Raw genomic sequence first — 24,623 nt, 5'->3', positions numbered from 1 at the left:
GATCTCGTTCGGGTGGATGGGGTGGGCCGGTGTTCGGTGGACGGGTGGCGGCGGTCGGCCGGTAGGGGGTGAGGTGCGGGGTCAGCCGCGCACGCGGCGCTGCAGCAGGAAGGAGACGGAGACGGCGACGACGAGGGCGAGGCCGTAGAAGACGTCGGTGACCCAGCCGGCCGCCCCGAGGAGCTGCAGGCCGAAGACACCCGTCAGGAGGAAGTACACGCCGATGAGCATCCCGACCGGGTTGAACCGGCCCGGCACCACGGCGACCGTTCCGAGGAACACCCCGGCGAAGGCCGGCATGAGGTTCGTCTGCGCCGTCGCCGGGTCGAACCCGCCCAGGCCGGCGGCGAGGACGACTCCGCCGAGCCCGCACAGCAGCGCGGAGGCGAGGTAGGCGCCGATGCGGATCTGGGTGACGGGGATGCCGGCGAGGCGGGCCACTTCGCGGTTGGAGCCGACGAACAGCATGTGCCGTCCGACGGGGGTGGCGGACATGATGTACGCGGCGACGGCCACGATGATCAGCCCGTACCAGAAGATCATCGGCAGACCGAGGAACCGGCCGAGCGCGATGACGGACAGAGCGGGGTCCAGGCCGGAGACCGACGTCTCCCGGGAGATGTAGTACGCCGCGCCGCCCGCGACGGACCCGACGCCCAGGGTGACGACGACCGAGTTGATCGCCACGAGAACGACGAGCGCGGCGTTGACCGCACCGATCACCAGGGCGAGCACGATCGCCGCGGCCGCGGCCGCCGGGAAGGACCAGCCGTGCAGGACCACCAGCGACGGCACCGCGGTGGCGGCAAGGCCGAAGATCGAGGCGAAGGAGAGGTCGAACTCCCCCACCGCCATGGTGGTCACGACGGCCAGCCCGAGGAAGACCAGCGGGGTCTGGGAGCCGAGCACCGCACGCAGCGCCTCCGAGCCGGAGACCTCGCCCGGCAGCAGCACGGTGAACAGGGCGATCATGAGGAGCCAGAGCAGCACCAGGCTGTAGCGCTGGAGCACCACGCGCCCCAGGCGCTTGAGGCGGCCCGCCGGGTGGGTGCCGCCGGCCGGCTCGCGCGGCCCGGTGCGGGCCGGGGTGGTCGAGGTGGTGGTCATGCTGCGCCTCCAGCGGCGGGGGTGAAGGTGGCGTCGAGGATCGACTCGGGGGTCAGGGGGGCGGTGAGCTCGCGGGCGACCTCACCGTCGACGAGCACGAGGACGCGGTCGCACACCGCGGCCAGGTCCTCGACCTCGGAGGAGCACAGGAGCACCGCGGTGCCCTGCTGGGCGGCCTGGCGGGTGGCGTGGAGGATGGCGGACCGGGCCCCGACGTCGACCGCCTGGGTCGGGTCGTCCAGGATCAGCAGCCGCGGCCGGCCGAGGAGCCACTTACCCATGAGGACCTTCTGCTGGTTGCCGCCGCTGAGCGTGGCGACGAGGGCGTCCCGCTGTCGGGGCCGGACCTCGAAGGTGTCGAGGACGTAGTCGGTCTCGTCGTGACGCCACCTCCGCCCCGTCCACCACACGTGCCCGCGGTTCATCAGGTGCGGGGCGGTGACGTTCTCCTCGACCGTGAGCGTGAGCGCGAGGCCCTGGGCGGCCCGGTCCTGCGGGATAAGCGCGACACCGGCGGCCAGCAGGTCCGCGACGCCCGCCCGCGCCAGGTCGACGGCGGGCCGGCCCTCGACGGCGACCCGACCCTCCGCGGGGCGGACGGCGCCGAGCAGCGCGGCGAGGTCCGGCAGGCCCGAGTCGATCGCGCCGGTGACCCCGACGACCTCGCCGGGGGTGATCCGGGCGGAGAAGTCGCGCACACGCCCGCCCGCCACTCGGTCGATGGCGACCGTCCCGGGGGCGAGCCTGGCGGGGAGCGTCTCGACGAGGTTGTCGAGCCGCCCCTCGCGGCCCAGGACCAGCCGCGTCAGGGCCGCCTCGTCCAGGTCCGCGGTGGGCACCCCGGTCTCGACCACGCGGCCGTTGCGCAGGGCCGTGACCCGGTGGGTGACCGCGAGGACCTCCTTGAGGTTGTGGCTCACGAGCAGCACCGCGGTCCCCTGGGAGGCCAGCAGCCGGATCATGTCGTAGAACGCCGGCAGCGACTCGCGCGGGATCGCGCGGGAGGACTCGTCGAAGACGACGACGCCGGTCCCGGCCTCCCGGTCCTGCAGCGCGCGGGCGACGGCAACGGCGACCCGCTCGCTGGGCTGGAGGGAGGCGACCTTGGCGTCGGGGTCCAGCGGGAGCCCGAGGAACTCGAACGTGCGCCGCACGGCCTCGCGGTCGCGGCGCTTGTCGATCCAGCCGGTGAAGCGCCCGGTCGAGTGGCGCCCGACCCGGACGTTCTCCCGCACGCTCACGTCCGGGACGAGCCCGAGGTCCTGGTGGACGAAGGCGAGGCCCTGCTCGAACAGCCGCCGGGGGTGGACGGGCGGGCCGACGTGCTCGCCGTCCACGAGGATCTCGCCGCCCGGGTCGGCGCGGTAGACACCGCTGACGAGCTTGATCAGGGTCGACTTCCCGGAGCCGTTCTGCCCCACGAGGGCGTGGATCTCGCCGGGCTCGATGCTCATGGTCGCGCGGTCCAGGACCGTCACGCCGGCGAAGGTCTTCGACAGGTCCCGGACCTCGAGGCGCGGAGGGACGGACGGACGTCCGGCGGTGTCGTGCGGGCTCGGGGCCTGGCCGGTGCTGCTCTCTGGGGACAGGGGACGCACGGCACACCTCCTCGTGTGGGGCATTCGGGACGCGCACAGGTGTGCGCCGACTCACTAGAACACCTTTGTAGCAGGTGAGTTGACACTGCGTCTAGTGTCTGGACACAGCGTGCAGAGTCGCCGACTATAGGGTGTGCCTGTGACCCGCCTCCGCGAAGCCCAGAAGCAGATGACCCGGCGTCTGCTGCTGGAGAAGGCCCTCGAGCTCTTCGAGGGGAAGGGCTACTTCGCGACGACGATCGACGACATCGCTGCGGGCGCCGGCACCACGCGGACGACGTTCTACATGCACTTCGCGTCGAAGGCGCAGCTCATGCAGGACCTGGTGGCCGAGCTCGACGAGATCTTCACCAGCGCGGACGACCCGCCCCTGCGCCAGGTCGTGCGGTCCGGCGACCCCCGGCTCATCCGCGCCTTCATCGAGACCAAGGCCGACCAGTGGCCCGCAACGCGGTCTTACGTCCTCGTGGCGAATCAGGCGGCCGCCGTCGAGCCGGACATCGCCGCCATCAAGGAGCAGTGGTACGAGGCGACGATCGCGGAGATGCAGCACGGGCTCGACGACGCCGGCCGGTTCGAACCGGCCACCCGCCGCATCCGGTGCTCGCTGGCCTTCGGCCAGCTGGAGTACCTCTCGGTGCGCTGGATGCTGCGCGGCTGGAGCGTCGTGGACCGCGAGACGGCGTTGGGGGTCCTCGCCGACTCCTGGTGCCACCTGCTCTCGGACGACGCCGCGGGCAGCTAGCGGGCTCGCGGCCGGAGCCGCGGGCCGAACAAGAGCCACGGACCAACCCAGCAGCCGCGGATTAAGCATGAGCCGCGGGCCGAACAGGAGCGGCGGAGCGACCGGGAGCCGCAGAGGGATGATCGGGGAAGATCCGTGTCGCCGGGCGACACGGATCTTCCCCGTTACTCGCTCCGCGTCTCCCGCTACCCGCGCCGCGTCACCCGCTACCCGCTCCCCGTTACTCGCTCAGTCCCGTCTTGTTCTCAGCGCTCTCCTCGGCAGCACCCCTGCGCCGCCGCTCCGCTCTACCGCTCGGCGTCGCGTGCGGTGAAGGGCAGCACCAGGCGCGAGGGGTGGTCGGCGTCGCGGTAGATCTTGTGGGTGACGGGCCGGCCCACCGGCAGGTGGAAGGCGTCCGGCGGCAGCAGCGCGTTGTGCTCGTCCGCCAGCGGCTCGTCGTTCGAGAGCTCCACCACCAGCTGGTGGCCGGGCAGGAACGTCGCCGCGAACGGGTACAGGCGCACCACGTACTCCTCGATCGCGCCCGGCTCGACCGGCACCGCCCGGGTGTGCGGGTGGTAGGGGTTGCCCTCGGTCGTGCGGTCGTCCAGCTCGCGGTGCGAGGCCTTGAGGAACCCGGTCGTGATGAGCTGGCGCCTCCCGCCCGGCGCGACGTCCCACAGGCGCAGGATGAAGTTGGTGTCCGGCTGGTCGATCTCGGCGAACAGGTGCGCCGCCCCCGTGCCGATGAGCTCGGTGGGCTCGGTGAACGGCTCGGTGCTCCAGCTGAGGACCTCGACCTTGTCGGTGACGGTCAGCGGGGCCTGGTAGAAGCCGTCCGGCGCCGCGTGCTCGGCACCCATGAGCTCGGGCTCCGGCGAGAGCTTGCGCCGCGGACGCAGGTAGAGCGACCGGTGCTCCACCTCCTTCGGCGGCCACTGCTGCGCGGTGACCACCTCTCGGGAGCCCTCCACGAACACGCTCACGGCCGGCTCGTCCATGACCCCGTTGTCGATGCCCTTGAGCCAGTACTCGTACCAGCGGAACATCTTGTCGTGCTCCTCGATCCAGGGGCGCGACTGCATCGGCGGGTAGGAGCCGATGTCCAGCTTCTTCGGGCCCTTCAGGGTCCCGAACAGCTCGATGTGGCCGTCGACGGTCCAGCCGCGGCCCTGGTCGATCTGCAGGTAGACCGGCACCTCGATGTTCCGGGCGAGGTTGATCGGGTTGCCCTCCTCGTACCACTCGCCGTCGAGCTCGTTCATGACGATGTCGAACCAGGCCTCGTGGTGCTTCGGGTAGTGCAGCAGGTGCACCAGGTTGGGCCAGGCGGCCACGTCGGGGTCCTTGAGCCGTTCGGCGACGCGGGCCTTGACCTCCTCGGGCGAGCAGGTCTCGAGCATCCGGGACCTGATGCGGTCGGTGAAGGCCCAGCCGGAGTCGCCGCCACGGCCCTCGCGGGCGGCGCGCGGCATGAGCCACATGATGCCGCCGTGGTAGGTGGTCTCGTAGAAGTCGTAGTGACCGCCGGAGATGAAGACGGCCTTGAGGCTCGGCGGCCGCTCGGCGGCGGCGAAGATCTGCATCGAGCCGAAGTAGGAGATGCCGATCATGCCGACGTTCCCGTCGCACCAGGGCTGCTCGGCGACCCACTCGATGAAGTCGTAGGCGTCCTGCCCCAGCGGCACACCGCCGGCGTTGTAGTTGCCGATGTGCTCGCCCTCGGAGTCGCCCGAGCCGCGGAGGTCGCCGATGACGTGGACGTAGTCCTCCTGCACGACCCGGGCGATGTCCCCGGCCTCGATGCAGCCGTCCCACATCGGGGAGGGGCGCCGCTGCGGCGGCGTCGTCAGCGCGAGCGCCTGCAGCTCCTTGCCGTACGGGCTGAGCGCGACGAGCGCCGGGCGCGGCCGGTCCTCGACGCCGTGGTAGGCGTCCGCGGCCAGCGTCACGCCGTCGCGCATCGGCACCCGGAGGTCCTTGCGGACGGCGATCTGCTGCCGGCCCGCCCGGATGGTCTGGAGGTCAGCCTGGGTGGTCTGGAAGTCCGGCATGGGTGGATGAGCTCCTCGTCAGGCGTTCTGGGTGAAGTGGGTGCGGTAGCCGTGCATCGACGTGAAGAACGGCGACGGCTCGAGCGTGGGGTCGCCGTCGTAGCCGACCGCCTCCGCGACGGGCGCGAACGGGGAGTACGGCGACGCCGTCTCGTGCAGCCCGGCGCCCAGGCAGTCGTGGGCCGCCGCGCTCACCCGGGCCTCGATCGCGAGGCTCTCGTCCAGCGCCTCGCGCGCCTGCACGGCGTCGAGCTCGACGCCGTAGGGGACGCCGTCGGCGCGGCGGTACGGGTGGCCGAGGTAGAGGTGCTGCGGCCGGACCTCGTCGCGCAGGTGCTCCAGGCTCCTGCGGTAGCGCACCGGGTCCACGTAGCCGGGGAAGCCGTTGGCGGCCCCGTGCACCTGGACCGCGTCGCCGACGAAGACGTCGTCCTGCCCGTCGATGACGTAGGCGACCGATCCGGGGGTGTGGCCCGGGATCGCGTGGACGGAGACCGTCACGCCGCCGCCCAGGGTGAGGGTCTCGCCGCCCCTGACCAGCATGGTCGGCTCCATCTCGCCGGAGATCACGGCCTCGCCCGCCGCCGTCACCTTCGCCTCCCCCTCGGGGTCGTCCAGGTACCGGCCACGGCCGTCGAGGTACTCCTCCACGTGGGCGCGGCGTGAGCGCAGCATCGGCGCGTCCGCCTCGTGGATGACCACCCGGGCACGCCGGCCCGTCAGCTCCCACAGGGCGTGGGCACCGCCGATGTGGTCGATGTGGCCGTGGGTGAGCAGGATCCAGCGCACGTCCTCGACGCGGCGCCCCAGCGCCTCCAGCGCGGGCACCATCCCCTCCGCGGGCGAGGAGGCGATGCCGGTGTCGACGATCGCCGGCTCTGGCGCGTCGACGAAGAAGCTGTACAGCCCGAAGCGGCCCCACGGCGACACGAGCGGGTGGACGGGGACGTTCTGCGTCATGACTCTCCTCTCAGGAGGGCGGGGGTCAGCGACGACCGAGGAACGCGGCGGTCTCCTCGAAGACCCGGTGGTACTCCGGGATCCAGGAGAAGTGCTGCACGAACCCGTGGTTGGCGCCGGCGTACCGGCTGACCGTCACGTCCACGCCGGCCTCGCGCAGCCGCTCGGCGTACAGCTCGCCCTCGTCGCGCAGCGGGTCGTGCTCCGCCGTGACGACGAGCGCCGGCGGCAGGCCGCTGAGGTCCGCGCGCTTGATCGGCGAGACGCGCGGGTCCGCGGGGTCCGCCCCGCTGTCGAGGTAGAAGGCGTTGAACGGCTTGAGCCCCGCCGTCTCCAGGCCGTACCCTTCCGCGTTCTCCCGCAGGGAGGCGTAGCGGTCGACGTCGAAGTCGAGGTCCAGCGACGGGTAGAAGAGCACCTGGTGGGTGATGCGGTCGAACCCGTCGTCGTGGGCAGTCGCGGCGACGGCGGCGACGAACGTGCCGCCGGAGCTGTCGCCGGCGATCGCCAGGGTCTGCCCGTCCCACCCGAGCAGCTCGCCATTCTCGGCGGCCCAGCGGACCGCGCCGTAGCAGTCCTCCAGACCGGCCGGGAACGCGGCCTCGGGGGCGCGGCGGAAGCCCACGGAGACGACCTTGAGCCCGGTCTCCCTCGCCAGGGACCGCGCAACATGGTCGTGGGTGTCCAGGCTGCCGAGGAAGAACGCGCCGCCGTGGAAGTAGACCAGCACGCCGTAGGAGTCGGCGTCGACCGGGGTGTAGATCCGCACGGGCACGTCCCCGGCGGGGGTGTGCGCGGTCAGGTCCTCGACGGCGTGGAGCGGCAGCCGCTCCTCCGGCGGGGGCACCGACGCCTCCTCGGCGGCACGGAGGGCCGCCGGGTCGATCGGGCCCGGCGGCGGGGCGGGCAGGCTGGCGACGATCCTGGCGATCTCGGGATGCAGCGCCACGGCGTCAGGCCCTCGTCCCGGCCGCGGGCTTCTGCCCGGGGAAGACGTCGTTGACCTCGTCCTCGGTCCAGCCCTGGCGGGAGATGCGCTGCAGCTCGTCCGTGACCGGCTTGCGGGTCGCCTGGTACGACGCCAGCGCCTCCGTGACGGAGCCGGCCTCCCGAAGGGCGTCCGCGAGCGCGCCGGCGTCCAGGATCGCCGAGTTCGCGCCCTGACCCTGGTGGTGGCACATCGAGTGCGCGGAGTCGCCGAGCAGCACCACGGAGTCCGAGTGCCAGGTGTCGACGGGGTCGATGTCGTACACGGCGCGGATGTTGACCCTGTCCATGTCGAGGTCCCGCACGAGGCCGACGATGCGCTCGTCGAAGCCCTCCACCGTCCGCAGCAGGTCCTCCTTGGTGACCTGCGGGCTCCAGGTGCCGTCGGGGTTCAGGGCGGTGACGTCGAAGGACATCTGGCCGCGGTGGCGCAGCGGCAGCACGTACACCTTGGTGCCCCTGCCGATGAACATCCGGAGGTTGTCGTCGGTGACCAGGCCATGAGCGTCCTCGGCGTCGACGACGACGCGGTAGGCGTGCTCGCCGGCGAACACCGGCTGCTGGTCGCTGAACAGCTGCTGGCGCACCGTGGACTTGATGCCGTCCGCCCCGACGACCAGGTCCGCCTCGACGGTCCTGCCGTTCGTGAAGGTGAGCGTGGCGCGGTCGCCGTGGTCGGTGACGGTCTCGAGCTTGTGGCCCAGCTGCACCATGCCCTCGGGCAGGACGCTGAGGAGGGCCTGGAGGAAGTCGTTGCGGTGGATGAGGTGCGTGTGGGTCTTCACCTCGTAGTCGTCCATGCCCGGCCACGAGTCCTTCATGATCGGGTCGCCGGTGGCCGAGAGGATCTCGAAGTAGTCGCTCGGAGAGCTCACCTTCGCGATCGCGTCGAAGATCCCCCACTGGCGGAACTGGTCCATCGAGGACGGACGGAGGCCGATGCCTGCCCCCACCTCGCGGATCTCGTTCGCCTGCTCGTACACGGTGACGTCTGCCCCGAGCCGGCTGAGCGCCTTGGCCGCGGCGGCGCCGCCGTAACCGGCACCGACGATGGCGACGGTCAGGTTGTTCAGGTCGGAGGTGTTCATTGTGCTGCCTTTCGGGCGGGGCGCGTCGGTGCGCCGCGGGGGTGATGGCGGGCGGTCAGGACTGGACGGTCAGGAAGTCGGCGGGGTTGTCGACGAACAGCTTCGTGATCGTCGCCTCGTCCACGCCGTTGTCGCGGAGGTCGGGGATCAGCACCTCGAAGATGTAGTTCACGGTGTGGCCCTTGACGCCCGGCCAGCCCAGGGGGCTGCAGTTCGCGTCGGCCGAGGCGAGCACCCTGTCCGCGTGGCCGCCCTTGACGAACCGCAGGAAGTGGTCCAGGCGCTCCTTGCGGGGGCGGGCCCAGAACGGCGGGTCCGGCAGCTCGGTCTCGTACCCGAAGGTGTCGAAGCCGAGGCGCCCGCCCTGCTCGACGATCCAGGTGTCGCGCGTCTTGTCGGCGTTCACCCCGTCGTCGACGTGCCCGAACAGCACGCGGTCCAGCGGGAGACCCTCCTCCGCGAAGATGGCGACGGCGTTCTCGGCGTCGATCGCCAGGTGGGTCAGGATGGGCACCCCGGTCGTCAGGGCGGCCCGGGCGGCGGCGCGGTAGATGCGCTTGTCCAGGTCGGTCATCCGCCCACCGCGGCTGACGCCGACCTTGATCACGCCGGCGCGACTGCCGGTGCCACCGATGCCGACGGTGATCTCGTGGACGAACTGGCGGGTCAGGTAGTCGACGCTCGCGCGGGCGAAGTGCGGCAGGGCGGTGTCGCCGCCGACGAAGCCGGTGCAGGCGACGATGTGGACCCCGGTCTTCGCGGACAGCGACCGGTAGTAGTCGACGTCGCGGCCGTTGCAGATGCCGGTGGCGTCGACGAACGTCCCGCCGCCGTGCTCGTGGAACCTCCGCAGCTTCGGCACCGTCTCCTCGTACCGCTGCTCCGGCGTCTTCCACCATCGCGTGTCCAGCTCGGAGCCGGGCATCCCGTACCCGATGTGCTCGTGGACGGCCACGACGCCGAGCTCCTCGGCCGGGACCGGTCCCAGCACGGTGTTGACTCTCGACAAAACCCTCACCTCAGAAGTTCGTACGAATGGGTGGACGGCGCGTTATCGGCGCAGGGTCAGCAGCTCGCGCGGGTTGTCCACGAGGATCCGTACGGCGTCCTCGTCGGTGAGCCCCAGCGACTTGGCGAAGGGCACGAACGTCGACACCACGTGGCTGAACGGCAGGTCGTACCCGGGCTGGCCCTTGGCCACGCCGACGGCGTTGCTCGAGAGCAGGATGCGGCCTGCGTGGCCGGCCCCGACGAGCTCGAGCACCAGCGCGGCGCGCTCCCGGTCGGAGAGGTGCTCGTCGTCGTCGTCCAGGCCCACGTGGTCCAGGGCGACGAAGGCGCCGCGCCCGGCGACCGCGAGGGGCGCGCCGGCGGCCACCGCGTCCTTCCGGTCGAGCCCGCCGACGACGACGCGGTCGGCCGGCAGCTGCTCGTCCAGGACGACGTCGAGGTCGTGCCGCGCGTCCTCGCCGAACCTGACGGAGAGCGGCACGCCCGTGCCGAGGGCGGTCCGGGCGGCGCCACGGAACAGGCTCTCGTCCGTCGCGGTCATGCCCTCGCGGGTGGCGGTGGTGGTCACGAGGCCCGCGGGGGCGCGGCGCTCGACGCGGGGGACCACCATGCCCTCGGTGGCCTCCTTCGTGAAGAGGTCCGCGAACTTCTCGGCGGGCCACGGCGTGGGCGGGTTGGTCTGCGGCGTCAGGAAGTAACCGCCGAGCAGCTCCTCGGGCCCCATGCCCGTCGAGGCGACGATGTGCACGCCGGTCGAGCGCGAGAGCGCCTCGTACAGCCGCACGTCGCGACCGTGGAACATGCCGGTGCTGTCGACGATCGTCCTGCCGCCGTGGTCGCGGAAGTCCGTCAGCTTCCTTGCCAGGACCTCGAAGATCTCCGCCCGGTCCATCGTGACGTCGTACGCGTGCTCCGCCCCCGGGACCACCGAGAGCAGCGCCTCGTGGACCGAGACGACGCCCAGCTCGTCGGCCGGGACCGGGCCGAGGACGGTGTTGACGGTCCTGCTGGTGACAGTCGTGGGGTCCGTCATCGGCGGGGACTACCTTTCGTCAGCGCCACGCCAGCTCCGGCGTCACGTGTGGTGGAGAGGATCGTGCACCGCGACATCTGGATCGGTTCCTCGTCGAACTCGGTGCGAGCAGGTGGGCGGGGGAGGTCGCCGCAGGATCCCGAGGTCCGGCCCGTGGGCCGCGGTCCCTGCCGCGGGTGTGATCCCCCTTACGTCACGTCCACTAAGTTGACATCTTGTCAGGCTAAAGTCAAGGCCGGTCTGGCGGGTGGACGGCGCGGCACGCATGCCGGGCGGCGCGCACCCGAGCTCCCGGAAACGGCCCGGCAACGCCGGAAACCCGACCGCGACCGACGTGCGGCACCGGTCGAACGGCCACTTCCCGGCTACAACGCCGCGCTGAAGAACGCGCTGGACTTCCTCCACCAGGAGTGGGCGGACAAGCCGGTCGGCATCGTCAGCTACGGCGGCATCTCCGCGGGCATCCGCGCCACGCAGCAGCTCAAGCCGGTGCTCGACGCCCTGCGCATGGCGGTCGCCGTCGAGGCGGTGAACGTCCCGTTCGTCGCGAACCTCGTCCGGGAGGGCGGTTTCCACCCGACCGACGTCCTCGAGGCGTCGGCCGTCGCGATGCTCGACGAGCTCGTCCGGCTCGAGGGGCTGCTCCGCCCGGCCCGTAGTGAGGTGCGGATGCAGCTCACCGCCCGCTGACCTGCATCATCGCGCCGCTAGAGGAAGTCCCGCGGGATGGTCGTGCGCCAGGTCTTCGACGCCACGCGCACCTCGCCCTCGTAGGCGTCCAGCTCGGCGATCAGGTGGAAGTCGGTGGCGGTCGAGGTCAGCACCGTCCGCGTCCGGGTGCGCACCTGCCAGTCCCCGCGCTCGAAGCCCATGGCCCAGTCCGTCTCGCCGCGCACCGAGCAGAAGTCACGCCCGACGAACGTGTATCGCTCGTGCGCGCGTCGCGTGACCGCGAGGTCGATGGCGTCGAAGCGAACCACCCCGAGGTCCTTGAGCACGTCGAGCGCTCCGGAGAGGTCCACCATGTTGCGGGTGACGGTCCAGTCGTGCTCGCCCGGCCGGAGCTGGGTCACCGAGATCGGCGGCGTGCCCTCGGGCTCGCCGAACACGGGGGCGGGCTCGCCGTCGTCGACGCCCACCGGGCGCACCGGGAGCACCAGGTGGCTCTCCTCCGGGAAGACGGTGAGCCGCACCGGCTCGGGGGACGGCCAGACCACCGGCCAGTACGTCGTCGAGAGGGACAGGCGTAGCCGGTGCCCGGCGGGGAACGACTGCGCCATGCCGTTGAGCTGGACGGCGACGGTGTACCGCTCCCCCGGCTCGAGCAGCTGCGGGTCCTCCGAGCCGGCGTGGTGGGTGAGGTTCCGGACGCCGTAGCTGACCCGCGTGGCCTCGCCGTCCGGTGCGACGTCGGACAGCCGGGCCACCACCATCGCGACCGGGCGGTCGGCCGCGAGGGTGAGCTCGACCCTCGGGGCGCCGAGCACCTCCAGCCGCTCGGGCAGCAGGTCGCTGTCGAAGACCATCGACCCGCCGTCCTCCTCACGCTGGTCGTACGGCATGTCCGGGGGTGCGTTGTAGGAGCACCACTTGCCCGCGAAGTGGCCGACCCAGAGCGGGGACTGGACGCTCAGCACCGGGCTCGGCTCGGGCCGGTCCGGCGCGGCGATCCGGTGACGCCCGAGCGGGAACCGGGTCTCGACGATCCGCGGGCTGGGCCAGCTCGGCTCCCCCACCCACCTGCCGGGGCGGTCGGCGTAGGTGGTCGAGGGACGGACCGAGTCCTGCATCCAGATGGTCAGGGCCGGCGGGTCGGCACCGTCGTCCTTGCCCTTGAGCCACCGGTCCCACCAGGCGACGACCTCCTGGAGGAAACCGATGGCCGGGCCGGGCTGGCCCAGGTGCGGGTACTTGTGGCTCCACGGGCCGACGAGCCCGCGGGTGGGCACGTCGAGCCCGCGCAGCAGCCGGAACACCGCGTTGGAGTACCCGTCCGCCCACCCGCTGACGGCGAACACCGGGCACCGGATCGCGGAGAACTCCTCGCCCACCGACCCGTGCCTCCAGTAGTCGTCGCGGCGTTGGTGACGCAGCCACTCCTCCAGCCACAGCCCGCTGCGCTCGAGCCGTTCCAGCCACATCTCGCGCCACCGCGCGCCCACGACGGCGGGGTCGGGCGGACAGGAGTTGTAGGCGAACATCGTCGAGGCCCAGGAGAGGTTGTCGCTGAGCAGGCACCCGCCCATGTAGTGCACGTCGTCGGTGTAGCGGTCGTCCGTCGAGCACACAGTGACGATCGCGCCCAGGCTCGGTGGCCGGCGAGCGGCGACCTGCAGGGCGTTGAACCCGCCCCAGGAGATGCCCATCATCGCGGTGGTGCCGTCGCACCAGGGCTGCACGGCCATCCACGCGAGCACCTCCTCGGCGTCCTGCAGCTCCTGCTCGAGGTACTCGTCCATGAGCACGCCCTCGGAGTCGCCGCTGCCGCGCAGGTCCACCCGCACGCACGCGTAGCCGTGGCCCGCGATGTACGGGTGGTGGACGGAGTCGCGCTGCGCCGTGAGGTCACGCTTGCGGTACGGGATCAGCTCCAGCACGCCCGGGACCGGCTCGGCGACGGCGGAGACCGGGAGCCAGAGCCGGGCGGCGAGCCGGGTGCCGTCGGACATCGTGATCCAGAGGTGCTCGACCTCCTGGACCTGGTAGGGCAGCGACGAGACCGTGCGCATCAGGACCCTCCGTCGACGTCGTCGATCTCGAACCTCAGCGCGTCGACGCACGCGGCGTACCTCGCCGTCAGAGCCGCCTCGTCGTCGCCGGCGGTGTAGATCTCGGCGAGGACGTAGCTGTAGCTGTCCTCCCCTTCGCCGCCCTGCGAGAGCCGGTCCCCGGCGGCGACGAGGGGTCGCACCGTCGTCCCCGTCACGGCGCGCTCGACGGCGGCGACCTCGGCGGGCGTGGGGACGCGGCGCACGACGCCGTCCGAGAACCGCCGCAGGAACCACTTCGCGGCCGTCCGGTACGGGCCCTCGCCGCTGGGCAGGTGCGGTTCCCGGCCGAGCGCCAGGTCGATCATGCAGGCGTGGTTGGGGACGCCGTCGACCAGGCGGAAGAGCATGGCGTGGGACTGCGAGTGCCGCGTGTTGATCTCCAGCAGGGCGAGCCGGTCCGACTCGGGGTCCCAGAAGTACTCGACGTTGAAGGTCGAGCTCGTCAGGCCGACGGCGCTCATCACCTTCTCGGTCACCGCGGCGGCCTCGCGGCGGACCCGCTCGGGGAGCACGGACGGGTACTGGTAGCGCAGGAAGCTCGAGGAGTCCGGGTACCGGTGGGAGTCGATCACGCCGTAGGTCCGCACCCGGCCGGCCCGGGAGTACCCCTCGACGGTGAACTGGTGCCCGGTCACCGCCTCCTCGACCAGGCACGCGCGAGCGCCTGCGGCGGCGACCTCGGGCGGCAGGTCGACCATGGCGAGGAGCTCCTCCCACGGTGGCCCGATGCGGTCCATGGTCGCTCGCGCGCGGGCCACCGCCGTCTGCAGCTGCGCCTCGTCGGCCGCGTAGCTGGCCCCCTCGGAGCTGGCGGACTTCACCGGCTTGACCCACACCGGGTAGCGGAGCCCGCGCGGCAGCGTGGCTCGGGTGACGGCCGGGTCGAGCAGGGCGAAGGCGGGGACGTTGTCGACGACCTTCCGCTGCTCCAGGCGGCTCCAGTACTTGTGCTCGCACCGCATGACGGCGGTCAGGGGCGCGGAGCGCAGGCCGTAGCGCCGGCAGAGCACCGGCACGAGGAGACTCACGGGGAAGTCCCAGTACCCGACGATGGCGTCGATCGTGCCGTCGAAGGCGTCCAGCTGGCGGAAGGCCCTGGCCAGCAGCTCGGCCACCGAGACCGTGCCGGACTGGAGCTCGGGCCGGGTCAGGAGCTGGTGGAAGGCGTAGCTCTCGACGTCGGGCAGCGCCTGCAGCGTCGACAGGTTCAGGTCGTCGAGACCCACCACGAAGACGTTCCGCCTCATGCGCGTCCTTCCGGAGAGGACGATCGTCGCACCTCGGCCGGACGGGTGCTACCGCCGCCTACTGCAGCAGGGTGCGGTCGTCCAGACCGCCGCCCTTGATCTTCTCGAACTCGGCCAGCAGGTCGGCCGGGGTCATCCGGGACTTCCGGGCGTCGTCGACGTCGAGGATGATCGTGCCCTCGTGCATCATCACGAGCCGCGTGCCCATGCTCAGGGCCTGCTCCATGTTGTGGGTGACCATGAGGGTCGTCAGGCGGTGCCGCTCGACGAGCTCGGCCGTCAGCCTGGTGATGAGCGCCGCACGCTGGGGGTCCAGGGCCGCGGTGTGCTCGTCGAGGAGGAGGATCTGCGGCTCGGAGAAGGTGGCCATGAGCAGGGACAGCGCCTGGCGCTGCCCGCCGGAGAGCAGCCCGACCTTGGCCTTGAGCCGGTTCACCAGCCCGAGCTCGAGGCTGGCCAGCTCGACGCGGAAGCGGTCGCGCTTGGCGCCCGTGACCCCACGGCGAAGGCCCCGCCGTCGGCCGCGCTCGAGCGCGATGGCGAGGTTCTCCTCGATGGTCATGTGAGGGGCGGTCCCGGCCATCGGGTCCTGGAAGACCCGGCCGATGTAGCGGGCGCGCTGGAAGTCGGCGAGGCGGGTGACGTCGCGCCCACCGATCCGCACGGCGCCCGTCTCCGGTCGCATCTTGCCGGAGACGATGTTCAGCAGGGTCGACTTCCCGGCCCCGTTGGACCCGATGACGGTGACGAACTCGCCCTCCGTCAGGTGCAGGTCGAGATCGCGCAGCGCGACCCGCTCGTTGACGCTGTTGGGGAAGAAGGTCTTGGTGACGTTGTCGACGTCGAGCATCACGCCTCCGCCCCGGACGTCACCGCGCGCAGCCGCCGCGCCGGCCGGAACCGCCGCAGCACCGACCACTGCGGCAGCACCAGCGCGAAGACCACGAGCACGGCGGAGACGAGCTTCATGTCGTTGGCCTCGAGGCCCGCCTGAAGGGCGAGCTGGATGACGACGCGGTAGAGGACCGAGCCGACGACGACGGCGAGGGTGGCGATGAAGATGACCCGCTGACCGACGATCGCCTGGCCGATGATGACGGACGCCAGACCGGCGACGATGAGGCCGATGCCCATGCCGACGTCGGAGAAGCCCTGGTACTGCGCGATGAGGGCACCGCACACGGCCACCAGGCCGTTCGACAGCGCCAGGCCGAGCACCTTCATGCCGTCGGTGGTGACGCCGAGCGAGCGGATCATCTCCTCGTTGTCGCCGGTGGCCTGCATCGCCAGACCGATGTCGGTGTGGAGGAACCAGTCGAGGATCAGCTTGAGGACGAGTGCGCCGACGGCGAAGATGCCCACCGCGGCGAGGGTGCCGAGCAGCGCCGAGTCCCGCAGCGGGGTGAACAACGTCTCCTCGCGGAGCAGGGGCAGGTTGGCCTTGTTCCCCATGATCCGCAGGTTGATCGAGTAGAGCCCGATCTGGGTGAGGATGCCCGCCAGGAGCCCGTTGATCTTGCCCTTGGTGTGCAGCAGCCCGGTGACGACGCCGGCGAGGAGACCCGCCACCCCCGCCACCGCCGTCGCCAGGAGGGGCGGGGTGCCCGAGATGATGAGGGTCGCCGCCGTCGCACCGCCCGTGGTGAATGACCCGTCGACCGTGAGGTCGGGGAAGTCGAGGATGCGGAAGGTGAGGTAGACCCCCAGCGCCATGACGGCGTAGATGAGGCCGAGCTCGACGGCGACGACCACCGGACTACTCGACGACCGTGTCGGCGTGGTCGAGGACGGTCTGGGGGATCTCCACGCCCATGCGCTCGGCGGCGCCCTGGTTGACGACGAGGGTGAGCTCGTCGAGCGTCTCCACCGGCATCTCGGCCGGGTCGGCCCCCTCCTGGAGGATCCTCACCGCCATGAGGCCGGTCTGGTAGCCGAGCTTGTCGTAGTCGATGCCGTAGGTGGCGAGGCCGCCCCGCTCGACGCTGTCGGACTCCCCGACGACCATCGGGATCTGACGCTGCTCGGCGACGGCGATGACCGACTCCAGGGCATTGACGACGGCGTTGTCCGTGGGCACGTAGAACGCGTCAACCTCGAGGGACTGGGCCGCCTGCTGCACCTCGGCGGAGGTGCTGACGGTGGCCTCCTCGATCGTCAGACCCAGCTCCGCGGCCGCCTCCTTCGCGAGATCGACCTGCACCTGGGAGTTGACCTCGCCGGAGCTGTAGACGATGCCCACCGTCCTCGCGTCCGGCGCGATCTCCGCGAGCAGCTCGAGCTGCTCGCGGACCGGGTTGAGGTCCGAGGTGCCGGTGAGGTTGCCCCCGGGCGCCTCCCAGCTGTCGACGAGGCCGGCCTCGGCGGGCTCGGTGACGGCGGTGAACAGGACCGGGATGTCCGTGATCGCCTGCGCCGCGGCCTGCGCCGTCGGCGTCGCGATGGCGAGCACCAGGTCCTTGCCGTCCGAGGCGAAGGTGTTGGCGATCGAGGTCGCGGTGGTCTGGTCGCCCTGCGCGTTCTGCTCGTCGTAGTTCGCGTCGATCCCGTTCTCCTCCAGAGCGCGCTTGAAGCCCTCACGGGCGGCGTCGAGGGAGGCGTGGGAGACGATCTGGGTGATGCCGATCTCGACGGTCTCGCCGGCCGCGGCGCCGGTGCCGTCCGCGGCGGGGTCGGCGTCGCCGCCGCCCGAGCCGCACCCGGCGAGGAGAAGGGCCGACGCCGCGAGGGCGCCGAGGAGACGCACGGGGCGCTTCATGATGGTCTGGTCCTTTCGGCGGAGGGGTGCCGTGTGCTGGGCAGGGTAGACGGTGGTCCGCCATCCGGGCGAGCACGTGTCAGGGACTGGCACGTTCGGGGGGCTTCTCGCGCGTCTCGAGGATGCGCCGGAGCCGGGCGAGGTCCGATCGGTTGGCCCGACGCATCGCCGCTGCCATGACCCGCGCGACGAGCCGGCCGGACGGACCTCCCCGGTTGCGCAGGCTCATCTCCGTCCGGTCGTCGCCGAGCGCCCGCCAGGTGTAGGTGGTCTCCATCGGGAACGACGACCCAGGGGCCGTGCGCATGACGAGCCGGGTGTGCGGCACGTTCTCGACGACGCCGTAGGTGTAGGCCAGCGTGCGGCCGAGGAACCGTGCGACGAAGTCGACCTGGGAGCCGACCGCCAGCGGCGGCGGCGTGCGCCACGTGACGGACGTGATGTTCCGGTACCACTGCGGTGCCTTGTCCGGGTCGGCGGCGTAGGCCGCGACGACCTCGGGCCGTCGGGCGATCACGATCTTCGTGGTCACGTCGACACCCACGACGTCCCCTCCCTGTCATGCTCCCGGACGGCGAGCCTGCGAGCTGGTCAGCCGCTCGATCATCGTCCCGGTCAGAGATCGCGTTCGGCAAGCTCCCGGAAGTCGTCGGGCACCCCGCCCGGGCGGCGCATGGTGGCCGGCAGGTAGCCGACCGCGTCCCGGCCGAACCGGGCGCGCGCGGCGTCCATCGACCGGTCGAGCGCCCACCTGGCCGACCCCGTGGGCGAGCCGGGCCGCCACGGGTCCTCCGGCTGGAGCGGCAGCTCGAGCTGGACGGCCGCCTGACGGGTCAGGTTCGACACGGAGACGGCGAGCAGCGTGATCTCGGGCGTCTCGGTCTGGTCGCGGATCGCCTGCCAGACGAGCGCCTCGGCCATCTCGGTGAGCGTGAGGGTCGCCGACACCGGTCCGGGCAGGGTGCGCGATCGCGTCACCGACCGCATCCCGGCGAAGCGCACCCGGACGGTGATCGTGCGGCCGGCCCTGTCCTTCGTCCGGAGCCGGCCGGCGACCCGCTCGGCCAGGTGCCCGAGCACGGACCGGACGAGCTCCGGCGTCGGCGTGCGGCGCCCGAGGGCCGACTGGGCTCCGACCGAGCCCGCCCGGGCGGTGCGGGTGACCTTCCTGGGGTCCTCGTTGAGGGCGAGCGCGTGGAGGGTGGAGCCGGTCGCCCTGCCGAGGAGCTTCTCGAGGGTGTGGCCGGGCTCCTGGACGAGCTCGCCGATGGTGCGGATGCCACGGTCGGCCAGCCGTTGCTCGGTCACCGGGCCCACGCCCCACATCAGGCCGACGGGGAGCGGGTCGAGGAACTCCCGCTCGCGCCCGGGCTCGACCACGACCAGCCCGTCGGGCTTCGCGACCTGAGAGGCGATCTTCGCGAGGTGCTTGGTGCTCGCGGCGCCGACCGAGATCGGCAGCCCGACCTCGGCGCGCACGCGGTGGCGGATGCTGGCACCGATCGCCCCCGGGGCGCCGAAGAGGTGCGTGGAGCCGGAGACGTCGAGGAACGCCTCGTCGATCGAGATGCGCTGGACCGCCGGCGTGAAGTCGCCGAGGACCGCCATCACGCGGTCCGCGAGCTCCTGGTAGCGGCCGAAGTGGCCGCGGACGAAGAGCAGGTCGGGGCACAGCCGGGCCGCGCGCCAGCCGGGCATGCCGCCCTGCACGCCGTGCGCCTTGGCCTCGTAGGACGCCGCGAGGACCACGCCGCCACCTGCGCTGCCCCCGACCGCGACGGGCCGGCCACGCAGCGACGGGTCCAGCAGCTGCTCGACCGACGCGTAGAACGCGTCGAGGTCGGCGTGCAGGATGGTCGGCCCGCCGGACATGTCACCCAGCGTAGTCGAACGCCCGTTCGATGAACAGGTCGGCGCCGCGGGTACGAACGAGGGCGGGGTGGTGGCTGCGCGCCACCACCCCGCCGTCCGCGGTGCTGCCTACTCGAGGCCGGCCGCCAGGTCGGCCTCGTACTGCTCCAGGTAGGAGACGAAGTCGTCGCCGAAGAGCGGGTCGGCCTGCATGAAGTTGGCCGACATGTACTCCTTGAAGGACTCGGTCTCGACGTACTCCTTGCTGGCCTCGATCCAGTACTCCTTGGCCTCGTCGGCGATGCCGCCCGGAGCGATGATGCCGCGGTACTGGGAGAACGTGACGTCGATGCCCTGCTCCACGGTCGTCGGGATGTCGGCGAGGTCCTCGTACTCGTAGCGCTCCTCGGCGATCACGCAGAGAGCCTTGAGGTCGCCGGACTCGAGCTGCCCGATGACCTCTCCCGGGTTGGTCAGTGCGACGTCGACGTGGCCGCCGAGCACGGCGGCGATCGCCTCGCCGCCCGACTCGTAGGGCACGCGCTGGAAGGCGACGTCCTGGTCCTTCTCGATGAGGCCGAACTGGATGGCGTCGTTGCCCGTGACACCGCCGGAGACGGAGACCTTGACGTCGCCCGCCCGGGCGGCGTCGACGACGTCGGTGCAGGTGCCGTACGAGGCGCCGGCGGGGACCACCATGATGGTGGAGTCCTGGCCGACCTTCATGATCGGCGTGAACGACTCCCAGCTGAACGGCACGTCCTCCGTCAGCGCGAGGTTGACGAGGGCGGTCTCCGTGGCCAGCAGGTAGGACGGGTCGCCCTCCAGCCCCAGGAAGTTCGCGTAGCCGACGGCGCCGCCGCCGCCCTCCTGGTTCTCCACCGAGATCGTCTTCTCGGTGACCTCCTCGAGACCGGACGCGATCGACCGGCCGGAGAGGTCGGAGCCCCCGCCCGGGCCCATCGGCACGATCATGGTGAGCCGGTCGCCCGGGTCGAAGCTCTCGGCGCCGGCGCCCTCGCCGGCCGACGAGCTCCCGCCGGAGCATGCGCCCAGCGTCAGAGCCGCGGCTCCGAGCCCTGCGACGATTCCTGCTGCTCTGCGAACAGACATGGTGATAAGTCCTCCTTGACCGAACTTCGTTGCGAGACGGGGGTGGGTCCCGTCCGCGGCGGGACGCCGGGGACGAGGGGTCGTGCGAACCGGAGAGACCGTGCGGGCCTCCGGACTGGGGGTCACTCCTCGGCGCCGGTCCTGACCGGGACGTCGTCGGAGGTGGTGGCGGGCCCGGCGGGGGCCGGACCGGCCGGGACGGGCCCGCCGCGGCCCGCGATGCGCTTGGCGACCGTCGGCACGAGCATGATCAGCGCCGTCGCGACGAGGATCGCCAGGGAGAGCGGCTCGGTGAAGATCACCGTGAGATCGCCGTTCGCGAAGGACGAGGTCTGCACGAGCGCCTTCTCGACCATCGGGCCGAGGACGAGGCCGAGAATCAGCGGCGCCGTCGGGTAGTCGAACTTCTTCATGAAGAAGCCGCCGACGCCCGCCGCCAGCAGCACGGGGAGGGCGAACAGGTTGTTCTGGACCGCGAACGCGCCCATCATGCTGAAGAAGATGATCGCCGGGTACAGGTACGTGTAGCGCATGCGCAGCACCTGCGCGAAGGCGGGCGCGAGCGGCAGGTTGAGCACCAGCAGGATGACGTTGCCGATGAAGAACGACGTCAGCAGGCCCCAGACCAGGCCGGGCTGGTTCTCGAACAGCAGCGGTCCGGGCTGGACGCCGTACATGACGAAGGCGCCGAGGAGGACGGCCGTCGTCGTGCCGCCGGGGACGCCGAGCGCGAGGGTGGGGATGAAGTTCGCGTTCGCGGCGGCGTTGTTCGCCGACTCCGCGGCGGCCACTCCCTGGATCGCACCCTTGCCGAACTCCTTGCGGTTCGGGCTCACCTGCTTCTCGACGCCGTAGCCGACGAGGGCGGCCAGCGTCGAGCCGGCCCCGGGCAGGGTGCCGAGCGCGAAGCCGATGCCGCTCCCGCGCAGGATCGCGGAGAACGAGGCCTTGACGTCGCTGAACCGGATCACCATGTCGCGCATGCGGGTGCGGATGGGCTCGACGCCGCCGGTGCCGATCTGGCTGACGACCTCGCCGATCGCGAAGACGCCGATCATGACGACGACGAAGTCGATGCCGCCGAGCAGGTTGACGCTGCCGAAGGTGAACCGGGACTCCGCGAAGCCCGAGGACATCCCGACGGTGGAGAGCAGGATGCCCAGCCCCGCCATGATCAGGCCCTTCGCCAGGTTGTCGCCGGAGAAGGAGATGATCGTGAGCAGGCCCATGATCATGATCGCCAGCATCTCGGCCGGACCGAACCGGAGCGCGAAGGTGGCGATCGGGGCCGCGATCAGCATGAGGAGGACGAGCGAGAGGATCGCTGCCACGAAGGAGCCGATGGCGGCGATCGCGAGCGCCTTGCCGGCCTGCCCCTTGCGGGCGAGCGCATAGCCGTCGACCACCGTGGCGACGGCGTTGGCGTCACCAGGCGTCGCGATCAGCACCGCTGCGATCGTGCCGCCGTACTGGCAGCCGTAGTAGATCCCGGCGAGCATGATGAGCGCCGTGACCGGCTCCATGCTGAGCGTCAGCGGCAGCAGGATGGCGACGCCGGTGGTGGCGCCGAGGCCCGGCAGCATGCCGATGACGGTCCCGAGGACCACACCGATGAAGCACCAGAGCAGGTTCTCGGGGGTCAGCGAGGTCTGAAATCCCAGGGCGATGTTCTCGAGCATCTGTCTTCTCTCTCAGACCAGGCCGAGCATCCCGGTGGGCAGCGGCACGTTGAGCGCCACGCCGAACACCAGGTACCCGAAGAGGAAGGCGGCGGCGCCACCGACGAGCGCCACCCACCACGGCATCTTCTCCACCACGCCCAGCAGCACGACGACCATGGCGGTCAGCGCGAGGAGCAGGCCCACGACGTGGGAGAGGAGCACGGCCAGCAGGATCACGGCGAAGACCATGAGCACGGCGCGGTTGCGCTGCCCGGCCCTGCGGCCGAAGACGTCGAGCTCGCCCGCCTCGTCGGCCGCTTCCGGCACGGCGGCCGCCTCCGCGTCGACGGCGACCGCGGCGCGCGCGTCGCGCAACGCCCTGGCGCCGTCCCACAGGGACGCGACGACCATGACGAACCCGGCGAGGGCGGGCATCAGACCGGCGCCGACGAGCCCTTCGGCGGTCCGCAGGCCGTAGCTGGAGCCGCCGACCAGCGCGGCGACGCCGAGGGCGAGCAGCACCAGCCGCATCACCCAGGGCCCAGTGGCGAGTCTCGCGCCGCTGACGTTCACGACCTACCCCTGTGCTTCTTCATCGACGGTTGCCTCCTTGCAAGCGAGCCACCATGCTCGACCATCACTACAGCATCGATCCCATAGGATCTATTACAGGAGGGAGTGTGCCACCTCACGGAGCCCTGGCGCAATCGAATCGCGCGGCGCCCTTCCCGGCGGCCTCGACCGGGGGCCCGGGCGCCGCACTCCGCCCGCCGTCCCCCCGATCCCGGAGGATCTGATGAACAGACCGCTCGTGGCAGTGAGCCTGAAGATGTACTTCGACCGTGCGCGCTCCCTGGAGTACCTCGACGCCGTGCGGGACCTGGCCGGCCGCACCGCAGTCGCCGCCGGTGACGTGCGCCTGGCGGTGCTGCCGGACTTTCTTACCCTGTCGGCGGCGTGCGAGGCCCTGTCGTCCACGGCGGCGCTCGTCGGCGCGCAGGACCTCTGCCCCGCCGATCGGGGCGCCTTCACCGGCGAGGTCTCCGGCGCGGACCTCGCGGCACTGGGCTGCTCCTGCGTGGAGATCGGCCATGCCGAACGGCGCACGATCTTCGGCGAGGACGATGCCATGGTGGCCGCCAAGACGGCGGCGGCCGTGCGCAACGGCCTCACCCCGCTGCTGTGCGTCGGCGAGGCGGGGCGCACGACGCCGGAGGCCGCCGCCCGTGAGTGCGTCCGCCAGGTGGAGCGGGCCCTCGCCGAGGTCACCGCCAGCTCCGAGGTGTGGATCGCCTACGAGCCGTACTGGGCGATCGGTGCGGCCGAGCCCGCACCGGCCGACCACGTCCGCGCCGTCTGCGCCATGATCCGGGCGGACCTTGCCGCAGCGGGGCGCGAGACCACGCTCGTCTACGGCGGCTCGGCGGGCCCCGGCCTGCTCACCGAGCTCGGCGACGCCGTCGACGGCCTCTTCCTCGGACGCTTCGCCCACGACCCCGCGGCGTTGGCCCAGGTGATCGACGAGGCGGCCGCCAGGGCGGGCGACGGCCGCGCCTGAGCGGGCGCGGACCTCCCCCGCGGTCCCGGGCGCGCCGGAGGGGCCGGCCCGTCGGCCGGCCCCTGGCGTCCCCCGTCAGACGGACGCGGGAACACGCTCCTGCAGCGTCCGGCGACCGAGCTGCACCGCGATGTCGAACGCCCGCTGCGTAGGGCCCAGGTTTGCCTTGTTCTGCCCGACGATCCCGTAGGCGGTGCCGTGCGCCGGCGTCGCGATCGGCACGGGCAGGCCGCCCTGGACGGTCACCCCTTGGTCGAAGCCCATGAGCTTCATCGCGATCTGCCCCTGGTCGTGGTACATCGTCACGACGCCGTCGTACTCCCCGTCGCGCGCCGCGATGAAGATGGTGTCGCAGGGGTACGGCCCCCGCGCGTCGATGCCCTCGACCTGCGCCAGCCGGACGCCGGGTGCGATGTGGTCGATCTCCTCGCGTCCGAACTGGCCGCTCTCCCCCGCGTGCGGGTTCAGCGCGCACACCGCGAGCCGGGGCCGCTCGACGCCGTTCGCGCTGACGACGTCGTTGAGCAGGCGGATCGCGTCGAGCACGGAGCGCGCGCTGATGCGCTCCGGGACCTCCTTGATCGCGCAGTGGGACGTCACCCGGGAGGTCGTGAGGCCGGGGACGAAGTTGAGCTCCGACGTCACGCCGTCGTGGTCCAGCTCCTTGGCGAACCACCGGAGCTCGTCCTCCTCGTGCATGCCGGCGTCGTGCAGCGCGGACTTGTTGAGCGAGAGGAACATGATCGAGTCGACCTTGCCCCGCTTGTACAGCTCGAGGCAGTCGAGCAGGTCCTGGAGCACCCTGGCGCCGCCGGCGGTGGACGCGACGCCCCGCTCGACCGGGCGGTCGGCCAGCTTCGAGCCGACGAGCGTGACCGTGCCCGGCCCCGGGACGGTCGCCGTCGGCACCTGCACGCCCACCTCCGCGGCGAACCGGTCCACCTCGGCCTGGGAGGCGAGCAGGTAGATCTCCGCCTTCTCCCGGTTCTCCTCCACGGCGAGCAGCTTCATCGCCAGCTCGGGACCGACCCCTGAGAGGTCGCCCAGCGTGAGCGCGAGCCGGGGGCGGGTCGCATCGGTCATGGTCATGGTTCTCCTCGTA

22 protein-coding genes are annotated in these 24,623 nt (G+C 71.6%); 3 read left to right on the top strand and 19 right to left on the bottom strand.

All coding sequences use genetic code 11. The annotated features are described in order from the left end of the window. Positions 1-81 precede the first annotated feature (81 nt). On the bottom strand, positions 82-1,107 hold the full coding sequence (locus KZX45_RS07830) for an ABC transporter permease (RefSeq protein ID WP_248257152.1): 1,026 nt from the start codon (positions 1,105-1,107) through the stop codon (positions 82-84). After that, complete coding sequence (locus KZX45_RS07825) at positions 1,104-2,705, bottom strand: sugar ABC transporter ATP-binding protein (RefSeq protein WP_248257151.1); 1,602 nt, start codon at positions 2,703-2,705, stop codon at positions 1,104-1,106. The genes KZX45_RS07830 and KZX45_RS07825 overlap by 4 nt, the downstream gene beginning before the upstream one ends. Positions 2,706-2,844: 139 nt before the next feature. Between KZX45_RS07825 and KZX45_RS07820 the strand changes: the two genes are divergently transcribed. Then, positions 2,845-3,450 (top strand): TetR/AcrR family transcriptional regulator, encoded by a 606-nt coding sequence (locus KZX45_RS07820; RefSeq protein WP_248257150.1) that lies wholly within the window; start codon positions 2,845-2,847, stop codon positions 3,448-3,450. Positions 3,451-3,737: 287 nt separating this feature from the next. On the opposite strand, the gene KZX45_RS07815 is transcribed toward KZX45_RS07820, so the two are convergent. From KZX45_RS07815 to KZX45_RS07790, 6 genes are read right to left on the bottom strand one after another with little or no spacing between them, the layout of a single operon-like run. After that, positions 3,738-5,486: a CocE/NonD family hydrolase gene (locus KZX45_RS07815; protein WP_248257149.1), complete on the bottom strand. Its 1,749-nt coding sequence runs from the start codon at positions 5,484-5,486 to the stop codon at positions 3,738-3,740. A gap of 18 nt (positions 5,487-5,504) precedes the next feature. Further along, positions 5,505-6,446: an MBL fold metallo-hydrolase gene (locus KZX45_RS07810; RefSeq protein ID WP_248257148.1), complete on the bottom strand. Its 942-nt coding sequence runs from the start codon at positions 6,444-6,446 to the stop codon at positions 5,505-5,507. A gap of 25 nt (positions 6,447-6,471) precedes the next feature. After that, complete coding sequence (locus KZX45_RS07805) at positions 6,472-7,395, bottom strand: alpha/beta hydrolase (RefSeq protein WP_248257147.1); 924 nt, start codon at positions 7,393-7,395, stop codon at positions 6,472-6,474. Positions 7,396-7,399: 4 nt separating this feature from the next. Next, positions 7,400-8,521: an NAD(P)/FAD-dependent oxidoreductase gene (locus KZX45_RS07800; protein WP_248257146.1), complete on the bottom strand. Its 1,122-nt coding sequence runs from the start codon at positions 8,519-8,521 to the stop codon at positions 7,400-7,402. Between the two features lie 55 nt (positions 8,522-8,576). Further along, positions 8,577-9,512, bottom strand: a complete 936-nt coding sequence (locus KZX45_RS07795) for a phosphotriesterase (protein ID WP_248257145.1) — start codon at positions 9,510-9,512, stop codon at positions 8,577-8,579. Between the two features lie 60 nt (positions 9,513-9,572). Continuing rightward, positions 9,573-10,565, bottom strand: coding sequence for a phosphotriesterase (locus KZX45_RS07790; protein WP_248257144.1), 993 nt, complete (start codon positions 10,563-10,565; stop codon positions 9,573-9,575). A 207-nt stretch (positions 10,566-10,772) separates the two neighbouring features. Between KZX45_RS07790 and KZX45_RS07785 the strand changes: the two genes are divergently transcribed. Continuing rightward, positions 10,773-11,255 (top strand): NADPH-dependent FMN reductase, encoded by a 483-nt coding sequence (locus tag KZX45_RS07785; protein ID WP_248257143.1) that lies wholly within the window; start codon positions 10,773-10,775, stop codon positions 11,253-11,255. Between the two features lie 17 nt (positions 11,256-11,272). Here the strand turns inward: KZX45_RS07785 and KZX45_RS07780 are convergent, their stop codons facing one another. The 10 genes from KZX45_RS07780 to KZX45_RS07735 form a co-directional block, all read right to left on the bottom strand. Next, positions 11,273-13,294 carry a CocE/NonD family hydrolase gene (locus tag KZX45_RS07780; protein ID WP_248257142.1) on the bottom strand — a complete coding sequence of 674 codons (2,022 nt, stop codon included), beginning with the start codon at positions 13,292-13,294 and terminating at the stop codon, positions 11,273-11,275. After that, positions 13,294-14,583 carry an acetyl-CoA carboxylase biotin carboxylase subunit family protein gene (locus KZX45_RS07775; protein ID WP_248257141.1) on the bottom strand — a complete coding sequence of 430 codons (1,290 nt, stop codon included), beginning with the start codon at positions 14,581-14,583 and terminating at the stop codon, positions 13,294-13,296. The genes KZX45_RS07780 and KZX45_RS07775 overlap by 1 nt, the downstream gene beginning before the upstream one ends. 58 nt (positions 14,584-14,641) lie before the next feature. Continuing rightward, positions 14,642-15,433: an ABC transporter ATP-binding protein gene (locus tag KZX45_RS07770; protein ID WP_248257140.1), complete on the bottom strand. Its 792-nt coding sequence runs from the start codon at positions 15,431-15,433 to the stop codon at positions 14,642-14,644. After that, positions 15,433-16,335, bottom strand: coding sequence for an ABC transporter permease (locus KZX45_RS07765; protein ID WP_248257139.1), 903 nt, complete (start codon positions 16,333-16,335; stop codon positions 15,433-15,435). The genes KZX45_RS07770 and KZX45_RS07765 overlap by 1 nt, the downstream gene beginning before the upstream one ends. Positions 16,336-16,339: 4 nt before the next feature. Further along, the gene (locus tag KZX45_RS07760) at positions 16,340-17,338 is read right to left on the bottom strand and encodes an ABC transporter substrate-binding protein (RefSeq protein ID WP_248257138.1); all 999 of its coding nucleotides are present in this window, start codon (positions 17,336-17,338) and stop codon (positions 16,340-16,342) included. A 79-nt stretch (positions 17,339-17,417) separates the two neighbouring features. After that, entirely contained in the window at positions 17,418-17,870 is a 453-nt protein-coding gene (locus tag KZX45_RS07755) for an SRPBCC family protein (protein ID WP_248257137.1), read from the bottom strand. 83 nt (positions 17,871-17,953) lie between these two features. Further along, positions 17,954-19,210, bottom strand: coding sequence for a DNA polymerase IV (gene dinB, locus KZX45_RS07750; protein ID WP_248257136.1), 1,257 nt, complete (start codon positions 19,208-19,210; stop codon positions 17,954-17,956). A gap of 108 nt (positions 19,211-19,318) precedes the next feature. Continuing rightward, a complete protein-coding gene (locus KZX45_RS07745) occupies positions 19,319-20,302 on the bottom strand; it encodes a tripartite tricarboxylate transporter substrate binding protein (RefSeq protein ID WP_248257135.1) in 984 nt (327 codons plus the stop codon). Positions 20,303-20,424: 122 nt separating this feature from the next. Continuing rightward, complete coding sequence (locus KZX45_RS07740; RefSeq protein ID WP_248257134.1) at positions 20,425-21,981, bottom strand: tripartite tricarboxylate transporter permease; 1,557 nt, start codon at positions 21,979-21,981, stop codon at positions 20,425-20,427. 12 nt (positions 21,982-21,993) lie between these two features. Next, on the bottom strand, positions 21,994-22,536 hold the full coding sequence (locus tag KZX45_RS07735) for a tripartite tricarboxylate transporter TctB family protein (protein WP_248257133.1): 543 nt from the start codon (positions 22,534-22,536) through the stop codon (positions 21,994-21,996). 223 nt (positions 22,537-22,759) lie between these two features. Here KZX45_RS07735 and KZX45_RS07730 point away from each other — a divergent pair, with 223 nt between their 5' ends. Beyond that, positions 22,760-23,521, top strand: a complete 762-nt coding sequence (locus tag KZX45_RS07730; RefSeq protein WP_248257132.1) for a triose-phosphate isomerase family protein — start codon at positions 22,760-22,762, stop codon at positions 23,519-23,521. A gap of 75 nt (positions 23,522-23,596) precedes the next feature. Here the strand turns inward: KZX45_RS07730 and KZX45_RS07725 are convergent, their stop codons facing one another. After that, a complete protein-coding gene (locus KZX45_RS07725; RefSeq protein ID WP_248257131.1) occupies positions 23,597-24,610 on the bottom strand; it encodes a 4-hydroxythreonine-4-phosphate dehydrogenase PdxA in 1,014 nt (337 codons plus the stop codon). Positions 24,611-24,623 lie beyond the last annotated feature (13 nt).

Source organism: Georgenia sp. EYE_87 (genome assembly GCF_023148685.1).
Classification (GTDB): Bacteria; Actinomycetota; Actinomycetes; order Actinomycetales; family Actinomycetaceae; genus Georgenia.
Note: the sequence above shows the minus strand (reverse complement) of the source record. Positions and strands in the feature narration are given on the sequence as shown.